The organism is Streptomyces sp. NPDC031365, from assembly GCF_055569765.1.
Genome location: NZ_JBVIIM010000003.1, coordinates 1 through 24,819, shown reverse-complemented (window position 1 = coordinate 24,819; position 24,819 = coordinate 1). Strand labels below are relative to the sequence as shown.

Below are 24,819 nucleotides of genomic sequence, written 5' to 3'. Positions count from 1 at the left end.
TGCGCTACTTCTTCCCACCTCCGGCGGGCGCTGCTACTTTCCCATCCGAAGGAACGCCACAACACGTGGCCGGAATCCGGCGCGCACAGGCCGATGAGGCGGGGAGGGGCTCGTGAGACGCATGACCGCACGACCCGCGAACGCCCATCAGGCCCGGCTGCTCCGGCTGCTGCGCGACGGTGGCCCCAACTCCCGTGCCCAGCTGGGCGACCAGGTCGACCTCTCCCGGTCGAAACTGGCCGTGGAGGTGGACCGGCTGCTGGAGACGGAACTCGTCGTGGCCGACGGACTCGCCGCCTCGCGCGGCGGCCGGCGCTCCCACAACATCCGGCTCAACCCGCACCTGCGGTTCCTCGGCGTCGACATCGGCGCGACCTCGGTCGACGTCGCCGTCACCAACGCCGAACTGGAGATCCTCGGGCACATCAACCAACCCATGGACGTACGCGAGGGACCGGTCGCGGTCTTCGAGCAAGTGCTGGCCATGGCCGCGAAGTTGAAGGCCTCAGGGCTCGCGGAGGGGTTCGACGGCGCCGGCATCGGCGTCCCGGGCCCGGTCCGCTTCCCCGAGGGCATCCCGGTGGCTCCGCCGATCATGCCGGGCTGGGACGGCTTCCCCGTGCGGGAGGCGCTCAGCCAGGACCTCGGCTGCCCGGTCATGGTCGACAACGACGTGAACCTGATGGCCATGGGGGAGCAGCACGCAGGGGTCGCCCGCACCGTCGGGGACTTCCTCTGCGTCAAGATCGGTACCGGCATAGGCTGCGGCATCGTCGTCGGCGGCGAGGTCTACCGCGGTACGACGGGCAGCGCGGGCGACATCGGGCACATCCAGGCCGTGCCCGACGGCCGTCCGTGCGCCTGCGGCAACCGGGGTTGCCTGGAGGCACACTTCTCCGGAGCGGCCCTCGCGCGGGACGCGACGGAGGCCGCCCAGCAGCGGCTCTCCGCCGAACTCGCGAGCCGACTGGAGTCGAACGGCACGCTCAGCGCCGTCGATGTCGCCGCCGCGGCCGCGGCCGGTGACGCCACCGCCCTCGATCTGATCCGTGAGGGCGGCAATCGCACCGGCCAGGTCATCGCCGGCCTGGTCAGCTTCTTCAACCCCGGCCTGGTGGTGATCGGCGGCGGGGTGACCGGCCTCGGCCATACGCTGCTCGCCGCGATCCGCACCCAGGTCTACCGCGGGTCGCTGCCCCTGGCCACCGGCAACCTGCCCATCGTCCTGGGGGAGTTGGGTCCCACCGCCGGAGTCATCGGCGGGGCCCGGCTCATCAGCGACCACCTGTTCTCACCCGCGTAAGCAGCCCCGTCCTCCCGTCACACACCTGCTCCACCGCACGGAACAGCCCCGTCCTCCGTGGCACCTGCTCCACCGCAAGGAACAGCCCCGCACCTCGTCCCACCCCGCGTCACGCAACCAACAGCCCGCGCCACCGCTCCGCTCCGCCCTGCCTGAAAACGCTTGCCCCGTAAGGGGATCGCCCTGACACCGGCCCCGCACGCCCGCCGAGGGGAATCCGCATGGCACCACAACCACCGCTGCTCAGCATGTCCGGCATCACCAAGTCGTTCCCCGGAGTCCGGGCCCTGGACGGCGTCGACCTCGACGTCCAGGCCGGTGAGGTGCACTGCCTGCTCGGCCAGAACGGCGCCGGCAAGTCCACCCTGATCAAGGTGCTGGCCGGCGCCCACCAGCCCGACTCGGGCACCATCCGCTGGCGTGGCGACGACGTCACACTCCGCTCGCCGATCGCCGCCATGCGCCTCGGCATCGCCACCATCTACCAGGAACTCGACCTGGTGGAGCACCTGTCGGTCGCCGAGAACGTCCACCTCGGCCATGAACCCACGACCGCCGGGTTCGTCGTACGGGGCAGGGCCGCCAGGTCCTCGACCGCCGAGCTCCTCAAACGGCTCGGCCACCCGGAGATCGACCCGGCCCGGCTGGTGGGCGAACTGTCCGCGGCCCAGCAGCAGATCGTCTCGATGGCGCGGGCCCTCTCCCACGACGTACGGCTCATCGTGATGGACGAACCGTCCGCCGCCCTCGACCCGGACGAGGTCGACAACCTCTTCCGCATCGTCGGCGGCCTCACCGCCGACGGGGTCGCCGTCGTCTACATCTCGCACCGCCTGGAGGAGATCCGGCGCATCGGCGACCGGGTGACCGTGCTGAAGGACGGCCGGGCCGTGGCCGGCGGGCTGCCCGCCAAGTCGACGCCCACCAGTGAGGTGGTCGCGCTGATGACGGGACGCAACGTCGAGTACGTCTTCCCGCCACGGCCCACCGCCCCGCCGGAGGGCGAACCGGTGCTGACCGTCGAAGGGCTGTCCCGCACAGGGGAGTTCGCGCCGCTGGACCTGACGGTGCGCCCCGGCGAGATCGTCGGGCTCGCCGGGCTCGTCGGATCGGGACGCTCCGAGATCCTGGAGACGATCTACGGAGCCCGCAAGCCCGGCACCGGCCGCGTACTCGTCGACGGGCGGCCACTGAGGCCGGGCAGTGTGCGGGCGGCCGTACGCGCGGGCATCGGGCTCGCCCCCGAGGAACGCAAGGCGCAGGCCCTGCTCATGCTGGAGTCCGTCACCCGCAATGTGTCGGTCTCCTCCATGTCCCGCTTCGCCAGGGCGGGCTGGATCGACCGCGGTGCCGAACTGGGGGCGGCGCGCGCGGCGGTCCGTGAACTGTCCCTGCGGCCCGACAACCCGAACGTGCCCGTGCGCACGCTGTCCGGCGGCAACCAGCAGAAGGCCGTGCTCGCGCGGTGGCTGCTGCGCGGCTGCAAGGTGCTGCTGCTCGACGAACCCACCCGCGGCGTCGACGTCGGCGCCCGCGCCGAACTGTACGCGGTCGTCCGCCGGCTGGCGGACGAGGGCCTCGCCGTACTGCTGGTCTCCAGCGAGGTGCCCGAGGTCCTCGGCCTCGCCGACCGCGTCCTGGTGCTGCGCGAGGGCAGCGTCGTCCACACGGCGTCCGCCCGCGAGCTCGACGAACACCGTGTACTCGACCTGGTCATGGAAGGAAGCCCGGCGTCATGACGCAGAACGTCTCCCCGCCGCGGGACAACACCGACAAGGTGCCGTCGGCCGCCGAAACGCCCGCCTGGCGCGCCGTGTTGTTCCGCGCCGACCTCCGCACTCTGTCGCTGCTCGGTGTGCTCGCCGTACTGATCCTCATCGGCGGCATCACCAAACCGGACCAGTTCCTGGACACCCGCAACCTCCAGCTCATCCTCACCCTCGCCTCGGTCATCGGTGTCGTCACCGTCGGCATGACCTTCGTCATCATCTCCGGCGGCATCGACCTTTCGGTGGGTGCCATCGTCGCCCTCTCCTCGGTGTGGGCCACCACGGTCGCCACCCAGGAGTACGGCTTCGGCGGCATCCTCTTCACCGCCGTTCTCGTCGGCCTGGGATGCGGACTGGTCAACGGGGTGCTCATCGCCTACGGCGGGATGGTCCCGTTCATCGCCACCCTCGCCATGCTCGCCTCGGCCCGCGGTCTCGCCCTGCAGATCACCGACGGGCGGACCCAGATCGTCACCGTCGACAGCGTCCTCGACCTCGGTGAGCGCGACTCCTACGTGCTCGGCATCCCGCCGCTGGTCCTGGTGTTCGCGGCCGTCACCGTCGTCGGCTGGCTGGTCCTCAACCGGACCACCTTCGGCCGCCGCTCCGTCGCCGTCGGCGGCAACGCGGAAGCCGCCCGGCTGGCCGGCATCGACGTCCGCCGCCAGCGGCTCTACCTCTACCTGCTGTCCGGGCTGTGCTGCGGCATCGCCGCCTTCCTGCTGATCGTCCTGGCCGGCTCCGGCCAGAACACCAACGGCAACCTCTACGAACTCGACGCCATCGCCGCCGCGATCATCGGCGGCACGCTCCTCACCGGGGGCCGCGGCACCATCGTCGGCTCCGTCCTCGGCGTCCTGATCTTCACCACCATCACCAACATCTTCGCCCTGAACAACCTGCAGAGCGACGTCCAGCAGATCGCCAAGGGCGCGATCATCGTCGCCGCCGTGCTGGTCCAGCGCCGTACCGCGAGCACGACCTGAGGAAAGGGTTCACCGCCATGCCAGAGACACCTTTCGCGAGCCGCAGAGGACTGCTCTTCGGAGCGGCCGCCGTATCCGCCGGCGTGTTCGTCACCGGCTGCACGAGCAACGAGTCCAGCGACGACGAACCGGCCGGGAAGGGCCAGCCGGCCGCCGACGACAAGCCCGGCAAGCAGGTCACCATCGGCTTCGCCGGACCGCAGGCCGACCATGGCTGGCTCAACGCCATCAACGACAACGCCAAGAAGCGCGCCGGGAAGTACTCCGACGTCACCCTGGAGATCACCGAGGGCTCCAACGACACCGCCCAGCAGATCGGCCAGATCGAGACCCTCATCAACAAGAAGGTCGACGTCCTGGTGATCCTGCCCGCCGACGGCAAGGCCCTCACCCAGGTCGGGCTCAAGGCGATGCGCGCCGGCATCCCCGTCGTCAACCTCGACCGCATCTTCAACACCCCGCAGGCCTACCGCTGCTGGATCGGCGGCGACAACTACGGCATGGGCCTCAACGCCGGCCACTACATCGGCGAGAAGCTCAAGGACAAGCAGGGTGCCAAGGTCGTCGAGCTGGCCGGCCTGGACAACCTGGAGCTGACCAAGCAGCGCACCCAGGGCTTCGACGACGCGCTGAAGAACTACCCCAACGTCAAGAAGGTGGCCCGCCAGGCAGCCGAGTTCACCGTCGAGTCCGGCCAGGCCAAGATGGCCCAGCTGCTCCAGGCACAGTCGAAGATCGACGCGCTGTGGAACCACGACGACGACCAGGGCGTGGGCGCGCTGCGCGCCATCGAACAGGCCGGGCGCGACGAGTTCCTGATGGTGGGAGGCGCGGGCGCGCTCGCCGCCTTCGAGGCCATCAAGGCCGACAACGGTGTCCTGAAGGCCACCGTCCTGTATCCGCCGACCATGGCCGCCTCGGCGATCGACCTCGCCCGCGCCCTCGGCCAGGGAAAGGGCGTCGGCGGCCTCGCCGAGTTCGAGATCCCCTCGTTGGTGACCTGCTACTCGGCCGTCGTCGACAAGGACAACGTGGACCAGTACATGTCCACCGGCTTCAAGTGAGGAGCCCTGCCCCACGGGCCTGACCAGCCCCACCGGGCGGGGTCCACCCCCGCCCGCCACGACGACGAGGAGGACATCCGAATGGCACAGCCGCAAGCGCCCGAAGGGGATCGGACGGGGAAGCCACCGCTGCGCATCGGCATGGTCGGTTACGCCTTCATGGGCGCCGCCCACTCCCAGGGCTGGCGCACGGCGGGCCACGTCTTCGACCTGCCGCTCAGTCCCGAGATGGCCGTGATCTGCGGCCGGGACGCCGACGCCGTGCGGGCCGCGGCCGCCCGGCACGGCTGGGCGCGGGCCGAGACCGACTGGCACGCCCTGGTCGAGCGGGACGACATCGACCTCGTCGACATCTGCACCCCCGGCGACAGCCACGCCGAGATCGCGCTGGCCGCGCTCGCCGCGGGCAAGCACGTGCTGTGCGAAAAGCCCCTCGCCAACACCGTCGCCGAGGCCGAGGCGATGGCCCGCGCCGCCGAAGAGGCCGGCTCCCGTGGCCTGGTGGCGATGGTCGGCTTCAACTACCGCCGGGTGCCCGCGACCGCCCTGGCCCGGCGGATGGTGGTCGAGGGCCGGATCGGCACTCTGCGGCACGTGCGGGTGGCGTACCTGCAGGACTGGCTGGTGGACCCCGAGTTCCCACTCACCTGGCGGCTGCGCCGGGAACACGCCGGCTCCGGTTCGCTCGGCGACCTCGGCGCGCACATCGTCGACCTGGCCCAGTACCTCGCCGGGGAACGCCTGGCGGGTGTCTCCGCGCTCACCGAGACCTTCGTCCGGGAGCGGCCGCTGCCCAGCGCTCCCAGCAGCGGCCTGGCCGCCGTCTCCGCCGCCGGCACCGGACAGGTCACCGTGGACGACGCCGCCCTGTTCACCGGCCGCTTCAGCTCCGGCGCCCTCGCGTCGTTCGAAGCCACCCGGTACGCCACCGGACGCAAGAACGCCCTGCGCATCGAACTCAACGGCGAGCGCGGCTCCCTCGCCTTCGACCTGGAGCGGCTCAACGAGCTGGAGTTCCACGACGGCACCGAGCCCGGGACACACTCCGGGTTCCGCCGCATCCTCGTCACCGAACCCGATCACCCCTACCTCGAGGCATGGTGGCCCCCGGGCCATGGCCTCGGCTACGAGCACACCTTCGTCCACCAGGCCCGCGACCTGGTCCACGCGGTCGCCGAGGGCCGCGGCCCGGAACCCTCCTTCGCCGACGGACTCCAGGTGCAGCGTGTCCTGGCGGCGGTCGAGGAGAGTGCCGAGAAGAACTCCGTCTACACACCGATCGCCGCCTGAGAGGACGGAATAGGGATGCCGCGCAACTTCACACTGTTCACCGGCCAGTGGGCGGACCTGCCGCTGGAGGAGGTCTGCCGACTCGCCCGCGACTTCGGCTACGCCGGCCTCGAACTCGCTTGTTGGGGCGACCACTTCGAGGTGGACAAGGCGCTCGCCGACCCGTCCTACGTCGCAGGGCGTCACCAGCTCCTGGAGAAGTACGGCCTGAAGTGCTGGGCGGTCTCCAACCATCTCGTCGGGCAGGCGGTCTGCGACGCCATCATCGACGAACGGCACCAGGCGATCCTGCCCGCCCGTATCTGGGGCGACGGCGAGGCCGAGGGCGTACGGCAGCGGGCCGCCGCCGAGATCAAGGACACGGCGCGCGCCGCGGCCCTCCTCGGTGTCGACACCGTCATCGGCTTCACCGGCTCCGCCATCTGGCACCTGGTCGCCATGTTCCCGCCCGCCCCCGAGTCGATGATCGAGCGCGGATACGAGGACTTCGCCGAGCGGTGGAACCCGATCCTGGACGTCTTCGACGCCGAGGGCGTGCGCTTCGCGCACGAGGTGCACCCCAGCGAGATCGCCTACGACTACTGGACGACCGTACGCGCCCTGGAGGCCGTCGACCGCCGGCCGGCCTTCGGCCTCAACTTCGACCCCTCCCACTTCGTGTGGCAGGACCTCGACCCGGTCGGCTTCCTGTGGGACTTCCGGGACCGGATCTACCACGTCGACTGCAAGGAGGCCCGCAAGCGCCTCGACGGCCGCAACGGGCGCCTCGGCTCCCATCTGCCATGGGGCGATCCCCGGCGCGGCTGGGACTTCGTCTCCGCCGGACACGGCGACGTTCCCTGGGAGGACGTCTTCCGGATGCTGCGTTCCATCGACTACCAGGGTCCCGTCTCCGTCGAGTGGGAGGACGCCGGCATGGACCGCCTCCAGGGCGCACCGGAGGCGCTGACCCGCCTGAAGGCCTTCGACTTCGAGCCGCCCAGCGCCTCCTTCGACGCCGCGTTCAACAGTTGACCGGGGCGCCCGAGGCCGGATGACGGGGCCGGACCGGCCCACGACGGCAGGTCCGGGCCGGGGACCGGCGAGTCCGCCGGTTCCCCGGCCGGACCTGCCCGGAGCCCGCTTTGTCCTGTGCTGGGAATAAGTTCAACCAGCCCTGGCCCAAGGGGTGTTCGCCCCGGAAGAACGCGGTTACCGTCCCTGAAGTGTTCAGGACACCCGTGTCTCCGGGGTGACGGCACACCCCGGCACCCGCACACGCCGCACGCACCACACGCACGACGTGGACCCCCACGCACCACCCGTCTTCGCACCTGTTCCGCAAGGCCCCACCCCGTTCCCGGAGGGACTTCGTGTACAGAAGCAGACTCACATCCACCAACACCCCAAGGCGTCGTCCCAGGCTGCGTACCGGCCTCGCGCTGCTCACCGGCCTGCTGCTGGCCGTGGGCACCCCGGCAACCGTCGCCGGTGCCCACCCCGGCCATCCCGAGCACGACGAACCGGCGGCCGGCGAGGGGCAGTTCCAGCAGGTGCCGCTCGCCAAGGGCGAGCCGGAAACGGGCGAGCCGATGTCGCTCGCCGTGCTCCCCGACCGCAGCGTCCTGCACACCTCGCGCGATGGCACACTGCGCCTCACCGACCAGGGCGGCGTCACCAGGGTCGCCGGCAGGATCCCCGTCTACAGCCATGACGAGGAGGGCCTCCAGGGCGTCGGTGTCGACCCGGACTTCGAGAACAACCGGGCGATCTACCTCTACTACGCCCCGCCGCTCGACACTCCCGCCGGCGACGCCCCGGAGAATGGCACCGCCGCGGACTTCGGGAAGTTCGACGGCGTCAACCGCCTCTCCCGGTTCGTCCTCAACGCCAACGGCACGCTGGACATGGCCAGCGAGAAGAAGGTCCTGGACGTCGCGGCCTCCCGCGGCATCTGCTGCCACGTCGGCGGCGACATCGACTTCGACGCCGAGGGCAACCTCTACCTGTCCACCGGCGACGACACCAACCCCTTCGCCTCCGACGGCTTCACGCCGATCGACGAGCGGACGGACCGCAACCCGGCCTTCGACGCCCGCCGCAGTTCCGGCAACACCAACGACCTGCGCGGCAAGATCCTGCGGATCAAGGTCGCGGAGGACGGCTCGTACACCGTCCCGGACGGCAACCTCTTCGCCCCGGGGACCGAGAAGACCCGCCCCGAGATCTACGCGATGGGCTTCCGCAACCCGTTCCGGATGAGCGTCGACGACAAGACCGGCATCGTCTACGTCGGGGACTACGGCCCCGACGCCGGCGCCGCCGACCCGAACCGGGGGCCGGCCGGACAGGTGGAGTTCGCCAAGGTCACCGAGGCCGCCAACTTCGGCTGGCCGTTCTGCACCGGTGACAACGACGCATACAACGACTACGACTTCGCGACCGGCGCCTCCGGCGAGAAGTTCGACTGCTCCGCCCTGAAGAACACCTCGCCGCACAACACCGGTCTCACCGACCTGCCGCCCGCCCAGGCCGCCTGGATCCCGTACGACGACGGTTCGGTGCCCGAGTTCGGCAGCGGCTCCGAGTCCCCGATGGCCGGCCCCGTCTACCGCTACGACCCCGAGCTCGAGTCCTCGGTGAAGTTCCCCGAGGCGTACGACGGCGACTTCTTCGCGGGTGAGTTCGGCCGCCGCTGGATCAAGCGGATCGAGCAGAATGAGAATGGCTCCGTCGCGAAGATCAACGAGTTTCCGTGGACCGGCACGCAGATCATGGACATGGAGTTCGGCCCCGACGGAGCGCTCTACGTCCTGGACTACGGCGTCTCCTGGTTCCAGGGCGACGAGAACTCCGCGCTGTACCGGATCGAGAACGCCGAGGACGGCTTCTCCCCGATCGCCGAGGCCGCCGCGAACAAGACCTCGGGTGCGGTCGGCCTGAAGGTCAAGTTCACCGCGACCGTCAAGGACGCCGACTCCCCGCACCTCACCTACGGCTGGGACTTCGGCGACGGGACCAAGGGTGAGGGGCTCACCCCCACCCACACGTACAAGAAGGCCGGCACCTACACCGCCACCTTCACCGCGAAGGACCCCGAGGGCAACACGGGCAACGCCAGCGTCCGGATCGTCGTCGGCAACACCGAGCCCACGGTCGAGATCACTGTGCCGGGCAACGGCAGCCTGGCCGCCTTCGGCGAGCCCGTCCCGTTCAAGGTGACCGTCACCGACCCCGAGGAGCGGATCGACTGCTCCAAGGTCAAGGTCGCCTACAGCCTCGGCCACGACTCCCACGCCCACGAGCTGACCAGCGAGACGGGCTGTGAAGGTACCCTCAAGCCGCCCGCCGGGGACGGCGGTCACGACCCCAACGCCGACATCTACGGTGTCGTCGGGGCCAGTTACACCGACGGCGGGGCGAACGGCCAGGAGTCCCTGACCGGCACCGCCCGCGCCGTGCTCCAGCCGCTGCACCGCCAGGCCGAGCACTTCACGACCCAGCAGGGTGTGTCGGTCATCGACAAGACCGGCGCCAACGGCGGCAAGACCGTCGGCGACATCAACGACGGCGACTGGATCTCCTTCAGCCCCTACCGGTTCGACGGGCAGAAGAAGATGACCGTACGGGCCTCCTCCGGCGGCAGCGGCGGCTTCGTCGAACTGCGCACCGGCTCGCCCGACGGCAAGCTGCACGGCTCGGCGTACATCCCGCCGACCGGTGGCTGGGAGACGTTCCAGGACGTCGACGTGCCCCTGCGGTCGCTGCCGAAGCGGACCTCGGAGATCTACCTGGTCTTCAGGGGCGGTGACGGCGCGCTGTACGACGTGGACGACTTCGAGTTCTCCAAGGAGCCGTTCAAGGCGGGCAAGAAGGTCCTGGTCTTCTCCAGGACGGCCGGCTTCCGCCACGACTCCATCCCGGAAGGAGTCGCCGCACTGAGGGACCTCGGCACCCCGGCCGGCATCTCGGTCACCGCGACCGAGGAGGCCGGACAGTTCACCACGGCCAACCTCGCCAAGTACGACGCGGTCGCCTTCCTGTCGACCACCGGTGACGTCCTCAACGCCGAGCAGCAGAAGGCGTTCGAGAACTACGTCAAGAACGGCGGCGGCTACATGGGCATCCACGCCGCCGCCGACACCGAGTACGACTGGGAGTTCTACGGCGGTCTCGTCGGTGCCTACTTCGACTCGCACCCGGCCATCCAGAAGGCCACCGTGCGCGTCGAGGACCACGACCACCCGTCCACCGCGCACCTGGACGAGGCGTGGGAGCGCACCGACGAGTGGTACAACTACCGCACCAACCCGCGTGAGCGGGCCAAGGTCCTCGCCACCCTCGACGAGACGACCTACCAGGGCGGCACCATGAAGGGCGACCACCCGATCGCCTGGTGCCAGAGCTACGGCGGCGGCCGCTCCTTCTACACCGGCGGCGGCCACACCAAGGAGTCGTACGCCGACGAGGCCTTCCGCAACCATCTGCTCGGCGGTATGCGGTACGCCACCGGTCAGGTGAAGGCGGACTGCAAGCCGGACAAGGGCTACCGGGAGATCTTCAACGGCCAGACCCTGGACGGTTGGAAGCAGGCCGGCCCCGGCACGTTCAACGTCAAGGACGGCACCCTGGAGTCCGAGGGTGGTATGGGTCTGCTCTGGTACCAGGCCAAGGAGCTGACGTCGTACTCCCTCAAGCTCGACTGGAAGATGCGGGGCGACGACAACTCCGGGATCTTCGTGGGCTTCCCGGCCTCCGACGACCCCTGGTCCGCGGTGAACAAGGGCTACGAGATCCAGATCGACGCCACGGACGCGGCCGACCGCACCACGGGCTCCGTCTACTCGTTCAAGTCGGCGAACATCAAGGCCCGTGACCAGGTTCTGCGTCCGCCCGGCCAGTGGAACTCCTACGAGATCAAGGTCCGGGGCGAACGCCTTCAGGTGTTCCTCAACGGAGTCAAGATCAACGACTTCACCAACAAGGACCCCGAGCGGAGCCTGACCGACGGCTACGTCGGCCTCCAGAACCATGGCTCCGCCGACCATGTCTCCTTCCGCAACATCCAGCTGAAGGAGCTGCCCTCCTAGGGCGACCGGAACGGCGGCGGGCGGAGGACGCCGGACCTCCGCCCGCCGTCCCACCGGGCCGTGTGTCCGGCGCCCCCCGCCGGGCCGTGTGTCCGGCGCCCGCTGGTTCCGCTTCCGGCATTCCCACCCGGTTCGCGTACGACAAGGAGGCTGCCCATGTCCGCCGAACCGTTCCTCCCCGCCCCCTCCCCGGCCCTCCGCTTCGGCGTCTGGTTCATCGGGGCACGCGGCTCCGTGGCCACCACCGCGATCGCGGGCTGTGCCGCCGTCGCCGCGGGGCTCCATCCGCCGACCGGCATGGTCACCGAGACCGCCGACTTCGCGTCGTGCGGTCTGCCGGCGCTGTCGTCCCTCGTCTTCGGCGGTCACGACACCGTCGACTGCCCGCTGCCCAAGCGTGCCGAACACCTCGCCGCCGGCGGTGTCCTGCCGCACGGCCTGCCGTCCGCCGTGCATGCCGAACTCGTCGCCGCTGACAGCGGGATCAGGCCCGGCGGCCCGCTGCCCGCAGACGCGGACGGCGGCCCGGCCCGCACCGACGACGACTGGATCGACGTGTTCGCGGCCGACATCCGTGACTTCGGCCGCCGCCATGACCTCGCGGGCGCCGTCGTGGTCAACGTCGCCTCCACCGAGCCCGCTCCCGCCGACGGCTTCCTGCCGCCCAGTTCCCTCTACGCGGCAGCCGCCCTGCGTGCCGGCTGCCCCTACGTCAACTTCACCCCCTCCACGGGCCTGCACCACCCGGCACTGGCCGCGCTCACCGAGTCCTCGGGCCTGCCCCACGCGGGCCGTGACGGCAAGACCGGGCAGACCCTGCTGCGCTCGGTGCTCGGCCCGATGTTCCTGCAGCGGGCCCTCGCCGTTCGCGCCTGGTCCGGCACCAACCTGCTGGGCGGCGGCGACGGCGCCGCCCTCGCCGACCCCGCGGCCGCCGCCGCCAAGAACGCCGGTAAGGAACGCGTCCTCGCCGACACCCTCGGTGCCGCGCCCGAGGGCGAGGTCCACATCGACGACGTGCCCGCGCTCGGTGACTGGAAGACGGCCTGGGACCACATCGCCTTCGACGGCTTCCTGGGCTCCCGCATGATCCTGCAGACCATCTGGCAGGGCTGCGACTCGGCACTCGCCGCCCCGCTCGTCCTCGACCTGGCCCGCCTGACCCTCCGCGCCCGGCAGAGGGGCCGGACCGGGCCACTGAGCGAACTGGGCTTCTACTTCAAGGACCCGGTCGGCCGGGGCCCGTCGTCGCTGGCCGAGCAGTACACGGAGCTGCGGCGCTTCGCCGAACACCTGCGCGACGACACCGACAGCCAGGGGACGCGGTGATGACCCCCGGACCCCCCGCACCCCAGCGCCCACCCACACCGACGGGGCTCATACCGGGCACGCCCGCGTCCGCGTGGGCGGCCGGGGCGTTCGGCGAGCACGTCGCTCCGTCCGCCGACGGCGCGGCGCGCACACCCCCGCTCCGTCCCGGCCGTGCTGGGAGCCGGCCCGCGCTGCAGCGTCTGTCCGCGCTGTTCACCGTGTCCCGGGACGCGCCGGCAGGCGGGGCGGGCCGGCCGGCCCCCGAGGACGGTGCCGCGCCCCGCGGACCCGGCTCCCGCCCCCGCGCGGACGCCTGGGCCGAACTGCTGCGGCTGCCCGCCCTCTTCACCGTCCCCGGCGACGCTCTGGCCGGTGCGGCGGCGGCCGGTGTCCGCCCCGGACCGCGCACCCTGCTCGCCATCGGCTCCTCCCTGTGTCTGTACGAGGCCGGCATGGCCCTGAACGACTGGGCGGACCGCGAGGAGGACGCCGTGGAGCGGCCGCACCGCCCGCTCCCGTCCGGCCGTGTCCGTCCGGCCGCCGCGCTCACCGCGGCCGGTGCCCTCACGGGCGCCGGTCTGGCGCTCGCCGCCGGTGCGGGACGCCCCGCCCTCGCGGTGGCCACGCCGCTCGCGGCGACCGTCTGGGCCTACGACCTGAAGCTCAAGCACACACCCGCGGGCCCGGTCGCGATGGCCGCCGCCCGCGGACTGGACCTGCTCCTGGGCGCCGCGGCCACCAGCGGCGTCACGAGGGTCGCGCTGCCCTCCGCCGCGCTGCTCGCCGGCCACACCCTCGCGGTCACGGCCGTCTCCCGCCGGGAGACCACCGGGGGCTCGGTCCTGGCCCCACTGGCGGCGCTCGCGACGACGGGGGCGCTGGCCCGGCTGGTCACCCACCGCCGCACCCGACTCCCGGCAGGCCGGCGGGCAGCAGCCGCCCCCGGCCTGCCGGGGTCCAGCCCGTCCGGGGGATCGCCCCGGAGCACCGGAGCCCTCACCGCCGCCCTGGGCGCCACCTATGCCGCCACGGCCGGCCGGCCGTACTTCCATGCCGTGCTCAACCCCTCACCCCCGCTCACCCAACGGGCCGTCGGCGGCGGCATCCGCGCCACGATCCCGCTCCAGGCCGCGCTGGCCGCCCGTTCCGGCGCGACCGCCACTTCCCTCCTGGTCGCGGCCCTCGCCCCGGCCGGCCGGATGTTCGCCCGGAGGGCCGGCATGAGGAAGGTGAGCATCACGTGAGCCGGAACCCGAACAGGGACCTGGGCCAGGACACCACCGGGATGGCGGGTGAGGTCACGGCCCGGGACGCGAGCGGGAAGACGGGCGTGAACCCGGCCGGGGACGCGAGCGGGTACGGGAACCGGTGCGCCCACGCCCCTCTCCGCTTCGGCTACGGCACCAACGGCCTCGCCGACCTCCGCCTCGACGACGCCCTCGCCCTCCTCGCCGACCTCGGCTACGACGGCGTGGGCCTGACCCTCGACCACATGCACCTCGACCCCCTCGCCCCGGACCTCGCCGTCCGCACGCGCCGGGTCGCACACCGGCTGGCCGAGCTCGGGCTGGGCGTCACGGTGGAGACAGGCGCCCGCTATGTGCTCGATCCCCGCCGCAAGCACGGCCCTTCGCTGCTGGACCCCGACCCGGACGACCGGGCCCGCCGCGTCGATCTCCTCCTCCGGGCCATCCGGGTCGCCGCCGACCTCGGCGCGCACGCCGTGCACTGCTTCAGCGGGATCGTCCCCGCCGGGACCGACGAGGACTCCGCCTGGAAACGCCTCGCCGAGACCCTCACTCCCGTCCTGGACGCAGCCGCCACCGCCGGCGTCCCCCTCGCCGTCGAACCCGAACCCGGCCACCTCCTCGCCACCCTGGCCGACTTCCACCACCTGCGCCGCACGCTCGGCGACCCCGAGCCCCTCGGTCTCACCCTGGACCTCGGCCACTGCCAGTGTCTTGAACCCCTCACCCCCGCCGAGTGCGTGCGCGAGGCCGCCCCCTGGCTGCGTCATGTCCAGATCGAGGACATGCGCCGAGGCGTCCACGAGCACCTCCCCTTCGGGGACGGCGAGATCGACTTCCCGCCCGTCCTCGCGGCCCTCGCCGCCACCGGCTACCAAGGGCTGACCGTCGTCGAACTGCCCCGCCACTCCCACGCGGGCCCACACTTCGCCGCCCGCTCCCTCCCGTTCCTCCGCCGAGCCGCTCAGCCCGCGGTGGCCGTCACCACCCCCTCCGACCCCGTCCCACCGCACGGCGATCCCTCCGCCACCCCCGAAGGGAGCACCACCCCATGACCCGCCCCCATGCCACCCCGGCCACCCCGGAGGCAGACACCACCGTCGGACCGGCGACCCCCGGTGACGGCACCACCCCTGCCCTCACCCCGCCCGCCGAGCTGCACCGCCGCCTCACCGACCGGCTGGACGGAGCCGCCCGCGCCTGGCTCGACCAGGCCCTGGACGAGGCCTCCACCCACCCCGGCACTCACGGGCCCATCTCCGTGTGGGAACTGCGCCTCGCCGAAGCCGGCCGCCGATGCGGCCCCGCCCACGCCGACACCGCCCGCGTCCTCATCCTGCACGCCGCCCGCGCCGACGCCGGCGCACTGACCCGGGTGTACTACCAGGGCACCGCCGACGAACGCCGCGCCGTCCTGCACGCCCTGCCGCACCTCGTCCCCGGTGCCGGCGCCCTCCCGCTCGTCGAGGACGCCCTGCGCACCAACGACACCCGGCTCGTCGCCGCCGCCCTCGGCCCTTACGGCGCCCGCCACCTGGACGCCCATGCCTGGCGGCACGCCGTGCTGAAGTGCCTCTTCACCGGCGTCGCCCTCGACCAGGTGGCGGACCTGGCCCGGCGCGCCCCGGGCGACGCCGAACTCGCCCGCATGCTCGGCGACTACGCCGAGGAGCGCACCGCCGCCGGCCGCCCCGTACCGGAGGACCTGCACCGCGTTCTGGCCCTGACCGGGTCCGCCACCGCCACCCCGGCACAGGGCACGGACGACCCCCACGGCAAGGAGTCCTGATGCGCATCTTCGACCCCCACATCCACATGACGTCCCGCACCACCGACGACTACGAGGCCATGTACGCCGCGGGTGTCCGCGCCGTCGTCGAGCCCGCCTTCTGGCTCGGCCAGCCCCGTACCTCCCCGGCCTCCTTCCTCGACTACTTCGACTCCCTCCTCGGCTGGGAACCCTTCCGCGCGGCCCAGTACGGCATCGCCCACCACTGCACCCTCGCCCTCAACCCCAAAGAGGCGGGCGACCCCCGCTGCACCCCCGTCCTCGACGAACTGCCCCGGTATCTCGTCAAGGACAACGTGGTGGCCGTCGGCGAGATCGGCTACGACTCCATGACCCCCGCCGAGGACACCGCCTTCGCCGCCCAGCTCCAGCTCGCCGCCGACCACGGCCTGCCCGCCCTGGTGCACACCCCGCACCGCGACAAACTCGCCGGCCTGCGCCGCACCCTCGACGTCGTACGCGAGTCCGCGCTGCCCATGGACCGCGTCCTGGTCGACCACCTGAACGAGACCACGGTCAAGGAGGCCAGCGACAGCGGCTGCTGGCTCGGCTTCTCCGTCTACCCGGACACCAAGATGGACGAGGAGCGGATGGTCGCGATCCTGCGCGCCCACGGCCCCGACCGGGTCCTGGTGAACTCCGCCGCCGACTGGGGCAGGAGCGACCCGCTCAAGACCCGCAAGGTCGCCGACCTGATGCTCGCCGAGGGCTTCACCGAGGACGACGTCGACCGGGTGCTGTGGCGCAACCCCGTCGCCTTCTACGGGCTCAGCGGCCGCCTGAACCTCGACGTCACCGCCACGGACGGCACCCACGAGGGCAACTCCATCCTGCGCGGCGCACCGAGAGACGAGCCCCGGCCGGCCGGTGCCTGGGCCACGGAGGCGTGAGCCATGCGCTTCCGCCACCCCGACGGCTCCACCGTCCACCTCGCCTACTGCACCAACGTCCATCCCGCGGAAACCCGCGACGGTGTCCTCGCCCAGCTCCGCGACCACTGCGAGCCCGTCCGCCGCCGCCTCGGCCGGGACAGGCTCGGCATCGGCCTGTGGCTCGCCAAGGACGCCGCGCACGCCCTCGTCACCGACCCCGCCGCCCTGCGCGGACTGCGCTGCGCACTCGAACGGCGCGGCCTCGAGGTGGTCACCCTCAACGGCTTCCCCTACCAGGGCTTCGGCGCCGGAGAGGTCAAGTACCGCGTCTACAAGCCGGACTGGGCCGACCCCGAACGCCTGGAGCACACCGCCGCCCTGGCCCGGGTGCTCGCCGGACTGCTCCCCGACGACGTCACCGACGGCAGCATCTCCACCCTGCCCCTCGCCTGGCGCACCGCCTACGACGAGCAGCGCGCCCGGACGGCCCGCACCGCCCTGCGCACCCTCGCCGAACGCCTCGACGCGCTCCACGAACTGACCGGACGCTCGATCCGCGTCGCACTGGAACCGGAGCCCGGCTGCGTCGTCGAGACCACCCGGGACGCCATCGCCCCCCTCACCGCGATCGGCCACGACCGTGTCGGCATCTGTGTCGACACCTGCCACCTCGCCACCTCCTTCGAAGACCCGCACACCGCTCTGGACGACCTCACCCGGGCAGGCGTCCCCGTGGTCAAGTCCCAGCTCTCAGCGGCCCTGCACGCCGAACAGCCCCACCTCCCCGAGGTCCGCGAGGCCCTGGCGGGATTCGCGGAGCCCCGTTTCCTGCACCAGACCCGCACGGCCACCGCTGCCGGCCTGCGCGGCACCGACGACCTCGACGAGGCCCTGGCCGGCGACACCCTGCCCGACGCGGGTCCCTGGCGCTCCCACTTCCACGTCCCGCTGCACGCGGCCCCCACCGCGCCCCTCACCTCCACACTCCCCGTCCTGACATCCGTGCTGACCCGGCTCGTCGGCGGCCCGCACCCGCTCACCCGCCACCTCGAGGTGGAGACCTACACCTGGCAGGCGCTCCCGCCCGGCCTGCGCCCCCGCGGCCGCACCCAGCTCGCCGACGGCATCGCCGCCGAACTCACCCTGGCCCGCGACCTCCTGACGGACCTCGGCCTGAAGGAACTCCCATGAGCGACCCCACCCCCCTTCTCGTCCTCGACGTCGTGGGCCTCACCCCCCGTCTCCTCGACCACATGCCCCACCTCAAGTCGCTCGGCCAGTCCGGTTCCCGGGCCCCGCTCGGCACCGTCCTGCCCGCCGTCACCTGCGCCGCCCAGTCCACCTTCCTCACCGGCACCACACCCTCCGAGCACGGCATCGTCGGCAACGGCTGGTACTTCCGCGAGCTCGGCGACGTACTGCTGTGGCGGCAGCACAACGGCCTCGTCGCCGGCGACAAGCTCTGGGACGCCGCCCGCCGCGCCCACCCCGGCTACACGGTCGCCAACATCTGCTGGTGGTACGCCATGGGCGCCGACACCGACATCACCGTCACCCCCCGCCCGGTCTACTACGCCGACGGCCGCAAGGAACCCGACTGCTACACCCGGCCGCCCGCCCTGCACGACGAACTCACCGAGAAGTTCGGCACCTTCCCCCTCTTCCACTTCTGGGGACCCGGCGCCGACCTCGTCTCCAGCCAGTGGATCATCGACGCCACCCGCCACATCATCCGCACCCACCACCCCGACCTGACGCTCTGCTACCTCCCTCATCTCGACTACGACCTGCAGCGCTTCGGCCCCGACGACCCGCGCTCCCTGAAGGCGGCCGCCGACCTCGACGCCGCCGTGGCCCCGCTGCTGGACGACGCCCGCGCCGAGGGCCGTACCGTCGTCGCCCTGTCCGAGTACGGCATCACCCGCGTGCACCGGCCCGTGGACATCAACCGCGCCCTGCGCCGCGCGGGCCTGCTCGAGGTGCACACCCAGGACGGCATGGAGTACCTCGACCCGATGGCCTCCCGCGCCTTCGCGGTCGCCGACCACCAGCTCGCCCATGTCTACGTGCGCCGCCCCGAAGACCTCGACGCCACCCGCGCCGCCCTCGACGGACTGCCCGGTATCGAGCAGCTTCTCGACGACGAGGGCAAGAAGGCCCACCACCTCGACCATCCGCGCGCCGGCGAGCTGGTCGCCGTCGCCGAACCCGACGCCTGGTTCACGTACTACTACTGGCTCGACGACGCCCGCGCGCCCGACTTCGCGCAGCTCGTCGAGATCCACCGCAAACCCGGCTACGACCCGGTCGAACTGTTCATGGATCCCCTCGACCCCTACGTCAAGGTCAAGGCGGCCACCGCGCTGGCCCGCAAGAAGCTCGGCATGCGCTACCGCATGGCGGTGGTGCCGCTGGACCCCTCACCTATTCGGGGCAGCCACGGCCGCCTCCCCGCGAGCGACGACGACGGTCCGCTCCTCATCTGCTCCACCCCCCGCGCTGTCGGCGACCGCGTCGCGGCCACCGATGTGAAACAACTTCTGCTCCGGCTCGCCGGACTCGGCTGACATCCCACCACGCCGGCCGCCGACATCCGACTACCGAGAGTGAAACACACGACACTGACAACGGCCGGTCCCGGCTGCTCAGGAACCGGCCACGACCGAGAAGGCAGGCCACTCGTGACCCCGAATTCCGACCCGTCCCCCACCGAGGCCACCACCGCCGGCACCCCGGACGAGGAACTGCGCCGCAGCCTCGGCGTGGGCCGGCGCCGCTTCCTCAGTACCTGCACCGCCGTGGCGGCCGGAGCCGTCGCGGCCCCCGTCCTCGGCGCGGTCCCCGCACTCGCCCAGGACCGGGGCAGAGACCACGGACACGGACAGGCCCACGACCACGGTCGCGGGCAGGTACTCGTCCCGCCGCACAAGCGCGGCATCATCCTCTACACCGTCCGTGACGCCACCGCCCGCGACCCCCTCGCGAGCGACCTGCCCTCCGGCTTCCGCGAGGTGTTCAGGCAACTGGCCCGCCACGGCTACCGCCAGGTGGAGTTCGCCGGCTACCGCCAGCACGCGAACGCGCCCGGCGGCGACAACCTGGAAACCGTCCAGGGCGCCGGACTGCTACGGCGCTGGCTCGACGACTACGGCCTGCGCGCCCAGGGCAACCACGGCTTCATCCCGTCCTCCTGGCCGCTGAGCGAGGCGGACAAGGACACCTTCAAGAAGCACCTGGAAATCGCCAACATCCTCGGCATGGACCACATGGGCACCGGAGGCGACCCCACCGGCGGCTCCTACCGGGCCGACTGGGACGTGGCCGCCGACAAGTGGAACGCCCTCGGCGCGATCGCCCGCCGTGAGGGCATCAAGCTCTACACCCACAACCACGACGGTGCCTACGGCTTCCTGCTCGACGGCGGGCCGCTGGACGCCCAGGGCCGGCCCACCCGCAGCTCCGGCATCCGGAAGCTGGAGTACTTCCTCGAGGTCACCGACCCGAGGCTCGTCTGGCTGGAGATGGACATCTTCTGGGCGCATGTGGCCCAGTACAAGTTCCACACGTTCACCGCCCACGACGGCTCCACCCGCACAAGCGTCTTCGACCCCGCCGGCCTGGTCGCCCGCCACAACAAGCGCTACCCGCTGTTCCACGCCAAGGACGGCGTCGTCGACACCACCAACGGCATGGGCTACGACATGGTGCCCTTCGGCACCGGGGACATCGACTACACGACGTTCTTCTCCCGCGTCGGGGAGCGGAACTACCGCAACCCGATGGTCGAGGACGACAACTCCCCGAGCGCCACCGACCCCGCACAGTCGCTGCGCGAGGCCAAGATCAGCTACGACAACATGGCGGCCCTGCGCAAGCGGCGCTGCTGATCCGGACCGCCGTGGAACGGACGGCCGGCGCACCGCCCGGCGGCGTACCAGCACGAGCGGCGCCGGGCGGACACCCGCAGTGGTCACAGCCCGCACCGCGTCGGGACGGCCCCCGGGGCCCCGGGAATCGGAGACCGGGGTCCGGGGGCCGGGTCAGCCGCCCCGACGGCGCATCAGTAGGAGGGGAGCGGGGGTAGCGGTCCCTCGGGGATCTCCGCCGCGGCGGAGAGATCCTCGCCGTCGAGGGAGACCGACCGCGGACTGTCAGGCGCGGCGCCACCGGGCTCCGCTGCGCATCGTTCGCTCTCCTTGTGTGGGGGACAACAGGCCCGGCGCCTCACTGCTCTTCCCTCAGACATCTGATGTCCTGGTGTTCCATGGGGACGCTGTGTGACGGTAGGGGGAGCGGCCTCGCTCCGGCTGCGACGGGCTCTCCCGTGCGGCCCTGCACGTCGTGGCCGCAGCCACCGGTGCGGGGGAAGGAAACGCAGGTGAAAGGCGCTGCGAAACCTTGGTATGGTTGACCACGTCGTCGCGGGGAACACCCCGCACTGGCGGCAGGCACCTTGTCCGGGTGGCGGAATGGCAGACGCGCTAGCTTGAGGTGCTAGTGCCCTTTATCGGGCGTGGGGGTTCAAGTCCCCCCTCGGACACACACTCCAACGATACGCATACGAGGGCCTCGACCTGACGGTCGCGGCCCTCGTGGCGTTTTCGTAACCCATGGTGACGCCCAGGGCTTCCCGGGGGGTGCCGGCCGTGAGCGTCTCCTCGGCCCGGACCGCCCCGACACCCTCTTCGGCGTCAAGGCGCGTGAGGTCCGTGTGCTTGAGCCCTGCGGGGGCAATCCACTGCGCGCTCCGGCCTTCGCTGGAGGCTTCGCGTAGAAGATCACGACACGGCGGGACGGCGCCCGCCACAGGTGGCGGGGCCAGGTCTTTGCGAGCGTGGAGAGTGACCATTCTGGCCAAAGGAGACAAGTGGAAACTAAGTTTTCTTATAGAAGTTGCTTCTTCTCTCAGTCAGGTCAAAGTCTTCCGTTGATCCAGCGGCGTGTGTCCCATAGCCTGCTTTCGGTCAGCTCTTTGGTCTTTCTCTCCTTGCTCTAGGGGCGTTACATCCTGCCTCCGCAGGGGCTTCGTTTGTCGGGTCTCCTCAGGGGGCGCAAGATGCTCAACGCTCGTGTGTCTAGTGTGGCGAATATTCTGCGGGAGCGTGCTGCGGAGCGCGGTGATGCAGTTGCCTTCTCGGACAGCCGCCGGCAGCTCACCTACGGGCAACTGGAGCGCAACACGGCCCGACTGGCAGGGCATTTCGCTGAAGTGGGTGAGGTGGCCGGGGGGCGTGCCGTCGTCTGCCTGGGGAACAGAACGGAAACCCTGGAGGCGTTGTTCGCCCTGACGCGGGCCGAATTCGTGGGAATCCCGGTGAATCCGAATTCCAGCGATGCCGAGTTGTCGCATATAATCCGTGATTCTCGGGCGATGCTCGTGATCACCGATGGCCTGAGATTCGAGCGAATGCGTCGGCTGGTCGGCGTTCAGAAGGATATCCGCTTCGTCGTCGTTTCCGACGAAGGGCGGCATCTTACGGAGTGTGAGCACGGCGTTGCTTCCCGTTCGGGTCGCGTGTATGACTATTCCTGCCTCCTTTCCGTGGAGCCGCCACAGCCGGCCCCGGACGGCCTCGCCCTCGACGACGTGGCCTGGATGTTGTATACGTCGGGCACCACAGGCGCCCCCAAGGGCGTGCTCTCCACGCAGAGGGCGGGTGTCTGGTCGGCAGTGCACGGCTATGCCGACGTGCTCGGCATGGGTCCGGGGGACCGCCTCCTGTGGCCGCTGCCCCTGCATCACAGTTTCGCCTTCAATCTGTGCTTCCTGGGAGTCCTGGCCGCCGGGGCCGCGGCGCACATCCTGGCGGAGTTCTCGCCGGACGAGATCGCCGCGGAATTGCGGAACGGACCCTTCACCCTCATGGCAGCTGTCCCCGCGACATGTCACTACCTGGTGGACCGCGCGGAGAGGGAAGCGCTGGATCTTGCTGGACTACGCGCCTTCATTGTGGCCGGTGCCGTCGCCGGCGCTGGCTTGGCAGAGCGGTTTCAAGCCGCTTTCGGCCTCCCGCTGATCGACAGCTACGGCAGCACCGAGACAACCGGCGTCATCACGTGCAGCCCTCTCGACGGCGCTCGCGTACTCGGTTCCTGCGGGAAACCGGTGCCCGGAGTCGACCTCCGCATCGTCGACCCCAGGACCGGCGTAGAACTCCCCGCGGAGGAAGAGGGGGAGATTCGCGTCAAGAGTCCGAGCCTGATGCTCGGTTACCACCAGGACGCGGAGAGGACCGCTGACGCCTTCGACGACGGCTGGTACCGGACAGGAGACATGGGCCGGCTCGACGCCGACGGATACCTGAGGATCACCGGACGGCTCAGGGAACTCATCATCCGCGGCGGCGAGAACATGCATCCCGCCGAGATCGAGAACGTGATCCGAGGGACCGCCGAGGTCGCGGATGTCGCCGTGGTGGCCCAGCCGCACAGCCTGCTCGGCGAAGTACCGGTCGCGTATGTCGTCGCCAAGCCGGGCCGGACCCTCCCGGTCGGCGACATGGTCGCCCGACTGCGAGAGAGGCTCTCCTACTTCAAGGTCCCCGTCCAACTCCACCGCACTGCCGGCATCCCGCGGACCGCCTCCGGCAAGATCATGCGACGCCAGGTCGCCGGGCAGTCCTCACGGCTGATCGCCTGCACGGCCTCGCACCACTCCAGGGTGCTGGACGCGCGCGGTGTGCCGCTCAGAGCATCGATTCCGCAGACGGACACGAGCCCGTTGCGCGGCCGACGGGTGGAACTGATCCACGACGCGGAGTCGGCACCGATGGTTCCGGCGCTCGTACTGCACCTGCGGACGTCGCACGAGTGCCACGAAGTCCTGGTCGTCGCCGACGGCGGAACTCCGGCTCCCGTCCACCCCGACTCGGTGGTCGTCCTTGTGTCGGGCCGGGGACAGGACCTGGCGACCGCGGAGGCGATGGACGGCGGTCGCCGGAGCGTATCCCTGAGCGCTCTCCCGGGCGCGACGGCAGACGCCCTGGGCGAGGCCCTGGACGCGGCACTGATCGAGTCGGCCGTCGCGGTGTGTGCGGCGGACACCGACAGGGCCACGCCCCTGCAGGAAGCCGTGTCCGCTACGGCGGACACCGGCCGTGCTGCTCGACTCGCCGCCGAGTACCAAGGGCTGAGCCGTCAGGACGTCAGGCGACGGCTGCTGGGCACGATCTCCACCGAGCTGAAGGACCTCCTCGGCACGCCCCGGGCGGGATTCGACTCCCGTAGCGCGTTCCGAGCCATGGGACTCGACTCACTCGCCTCGGTCGCACTGCGGAACCGCCTGGTGGCGGCCACAGGACTCGCCCTCGGCGCGTCCCTCGTGTTCGACTTCCCCACGCCCGGTGCGGTCGCCGACCACCTGGCCGGAAGACTCCTCGGCGACCACGAGGACGACGAACGACCTGAGAACAGCACCCCGGCGGCCCAGGTGAGCGGTGACGACCCGGTCGTGATCGTCGGTCTCGCCTGCCGTTACCCCGGCGGGGTCCGTTCGGCGGAGGACCTGTGGCGGCTGGTGGCATCCGGCGACGATGTCGTCGGTCCGTTCCCCCAGGACCGTGGCTGGGGCGTCGAGGAACTCTTCGACGAGGACCCTGACACACCCGGAACCAGCTACACCATCCAAGGCGGCTTCGTCGACGGCGCCGCCGAGTTCGACGCCGGCTTCTTCGGTATCGCACCGCGGGAGGCCCTGGCCATGGACCCGCAGCAGCGGCTGCTGCTGCAGACCTCGTGGGAACTCTTCGAACAGGCCGGCATCGATCCCGAGTCGCTGCGCGGCAGCCGCACCGGTGTCTTCGCCGGGCAGATGTACCACGACTACGCTCTCCGTCTCACCGAGGAGACCGAACTCGAGGGTTACCTCAGCACCGGACTCGCCGGCAGCGTGACCTCGGGTCGTCTCTCGTACTTCTACGGGTTCGAGGGGCCGGCGCTGACGGTGGACACGGCGTGCTCGTCGTCCCTGGTCGCGTTGCACCTCGCGGCCGACGCCCTGCGCCGGGGGGAGTGCGAACTCGCTGTCGCGGGTGGTGTGACGGTCATGTCGACGCCCGCGTCTTTTGTGGAGTTCTCGCGGCAGCGGGGTCTTGCGGCTGATGGGCGGTGCAAGCCGTTT

Annotated in this window: 16 protein-coding genes and 1 tRNA gene; all 17 read left to right on the top strand. The window is 71.1% G+C overall.

Going from position 1 to position 24,819, the window contains the following annotated elements; translation table 11 throughout:
* Nucleotides 1–121 precede the first annotated feature (121 nt).
* Entirely contained in the window at nt 122–1,303 is a 1,182-nt protein-coding gene (locus tag ACZ5C2_RS05210) for an ROK family protein (RefSeq protein WP_468786755.1), read from the top strand.
* A gap of 221 nt (nt 1,304–1,524) precedes the next feature.
* Nucleotides 1,525–3,042 (top strand): sugar ABC transporter ATP-binding protein, encoded by a 1,518-nt coding sequence (locus ACZ5C2_RS05205; RefSeq protein ID WP_468786753.1) that lies wholly within the window; start codon nt 1,525–1,527, stop codon nt 3,040–3,042.
* Complete coding sequence (locus tag ACZ5C2_RS05200; protein WP_468786751.1) at nt 3,039–4,058, top strand: ABC transporter permease; 1,020 nt, start codon at nt 3,039–3,041, stop codon at nt 4,056–4,058. The genes ACZ5C2_RS05205 and ACZ5C2_RS05200 overlap by 4 nt, the downstream gene beginning before the upstream one ends.
* Before the next feature lie 17 nt (nt 4,059–4,075).
* Nucleotides 4,076–5,122 carry a substrate-binding domain-containing protein gene (locus ACZ5C2_RS05195; protein WP_468786749.1) on the top strand — a complete coding sequence of 349 codons (1,047 nt, stop codon included), beginning with the start codon at nt 4,076–4,078 and terminating at the stop codon, nt 5,120–5,122.
* An 81-nt stretch (nt 5,123–5,203) separates the two neighbouring features.
* The gene (locus ACZ5C2_RS05190) at nt 5,204–6,412 is read left to right on the top strand and encodes a Gfo/Idh/MocA family protein (RefSeq protein ID WP_468786747.1); all 1,209 of its coding nucleotides are present in this window, start codon (nt 5,204–5,206) and stop codon (nt 6,410–6,412) included.
* Between the two features lie 15 nt (nt 6,413–6,427).
* Nucleotides 6,428–7,426 carry a sugar phosphate isomerase/epimerase family protein gene (locus ACZ5C2_RS05185; RefSeq protein ID WP_468786745.1) on the top strand — a complete coding sequence of 333 codons (999 nt, stop codon included), beginning with the start codon at nt 6,428–6,430 and terminating at the stop codon, nt 7,424–7,426.
* Nucleotides 7,427–7,764: 338 nt separating this feature from the next.
* Nucleotides 7,765–11,481, top strand: coding sequence for a ThuA domain-containing protein (locus ACZ5C2_RS05180; protein WP_468786743.1), 3,717 nt, complete (start codon nt 7,765–7,767; stop codon nt 11,479–11,481).
* 156 nt (nt 11,482–11,637) lie between these two features.
* A complete protein-coding gene (locus tag ACZ5C2_RS05175) occupies nt 11,638–12,810 on the top strand; it encodes an inositol-3-phosphate synthase (protein WP_468786741.1) in 1,173 nt (390 codons plus the stop codon).
* A complete protein-coding gene (locus tag ACZ5C2_RS05170) occupies nt 12,810–14,036 on the top strand; it encodes an SCO3242 family prenyltransferase (protein WP_468786739.1) in 1,227 nt (408 codons plus the stop codon). Before ACZ5C2_RS05175 ends, ACZ5C2_RS05170 begins: the two co-directional genes overlap by 1 nt.
* A complete protein-coding gene (locus tag ACZ5C2_RS05165; protein WP_468786737.1) occupies nt 14,033–15,094 on the top strand; it encodes a sugar phosphate isomerase/epimerase family protein in 1,062 nt (353 codons plus the stop codon). Before ACZ5C2_RS05170 ends, ACZ5C2_RS05165 begins: the two co-directional genes overlap by 4 nt.
* Nucleotides 15,091–15,828, top strand: coding sequence for an EboA domain-containing protein (locus ACZ5C2_RS05160; RefSeq protein ID WP_468786735.1), 738 nt, complete (start codon nt 15,091–15,093; stop codon nt 15,826–15,828). The genes ACZ5C2_RS05165 and ACZ5C2_RS05160 overlap by 4 nt, the downstream gene beginning before the upstream one ends.
* Nucleotides 15,828–16,718: a TatD family hydrolase gene (locus ACZ5C2_RS05155; protein WP_468786733.1), complete on the top strand. Its 891-nt coding sequence runs from the start codon at nt 15,828–15,830 to the stop codon at nt 16,716–16,718. The genes ACZ5C2_RS05160 and ACZ5C2_RS05155 overlap by 1 nt, the downstream gene beginning before the upstream one ends.
* 3 nt (nt 16,719–16,721) lie before the next feature.
* A complete protein-coding gene (gene eboE / locus ACZ5C2_RS05150) occupies nt 16,722–17,891 on the top strand; it encodes a metabolite traffic protein EboE (RefSeq protein ID WP_468786731.1) in 1,170 nt (389 codons plus the stop codon).
* Nucleotides 17,888–19,267, top strand: coding sequence for a nucleotide pyrophosphatase/phosphodiesterase family protein (locus ACZ5C2_RS05145; protein WP_468786729.1), 1,380 nt, complete (start codon nt 17,888–17,890; stop codon nt 19,265–19,267). The genes eboE and ACZ5C2_RS05145 overlap by 4 nt, the downstream gene beginning before the upstream one ends.
* A 114-nt stretch (nt 19,268–19,381) precedes the next feature.
* Entirely contained in the window at nt 19,382–20,587 is a 1,206-nt protein-coding gene (locus ACZ5C2_RS05140; protein WP_468786727.1) for a sugar phosphate isomerase/epimerase family protein, read from the top strand.
* A gap of 568 nt (nt 20,588–21,155) precedes the next feature.
* Nucleotides 21,156–21,240, top strand: a tRNA-Leu gene (locus tag ACZ5C2_RS05135).
* Nucleotides 21,241–21,756: 516 nt separating this feature from the next.
* A partial coding sequence (locus ACZ5C2_RS05130; protein WP_468786725.1) for an AMP-binding protein occupies nt 21,757–24,819 on the top strand: 3,063 nt, incomplete at its 3' end.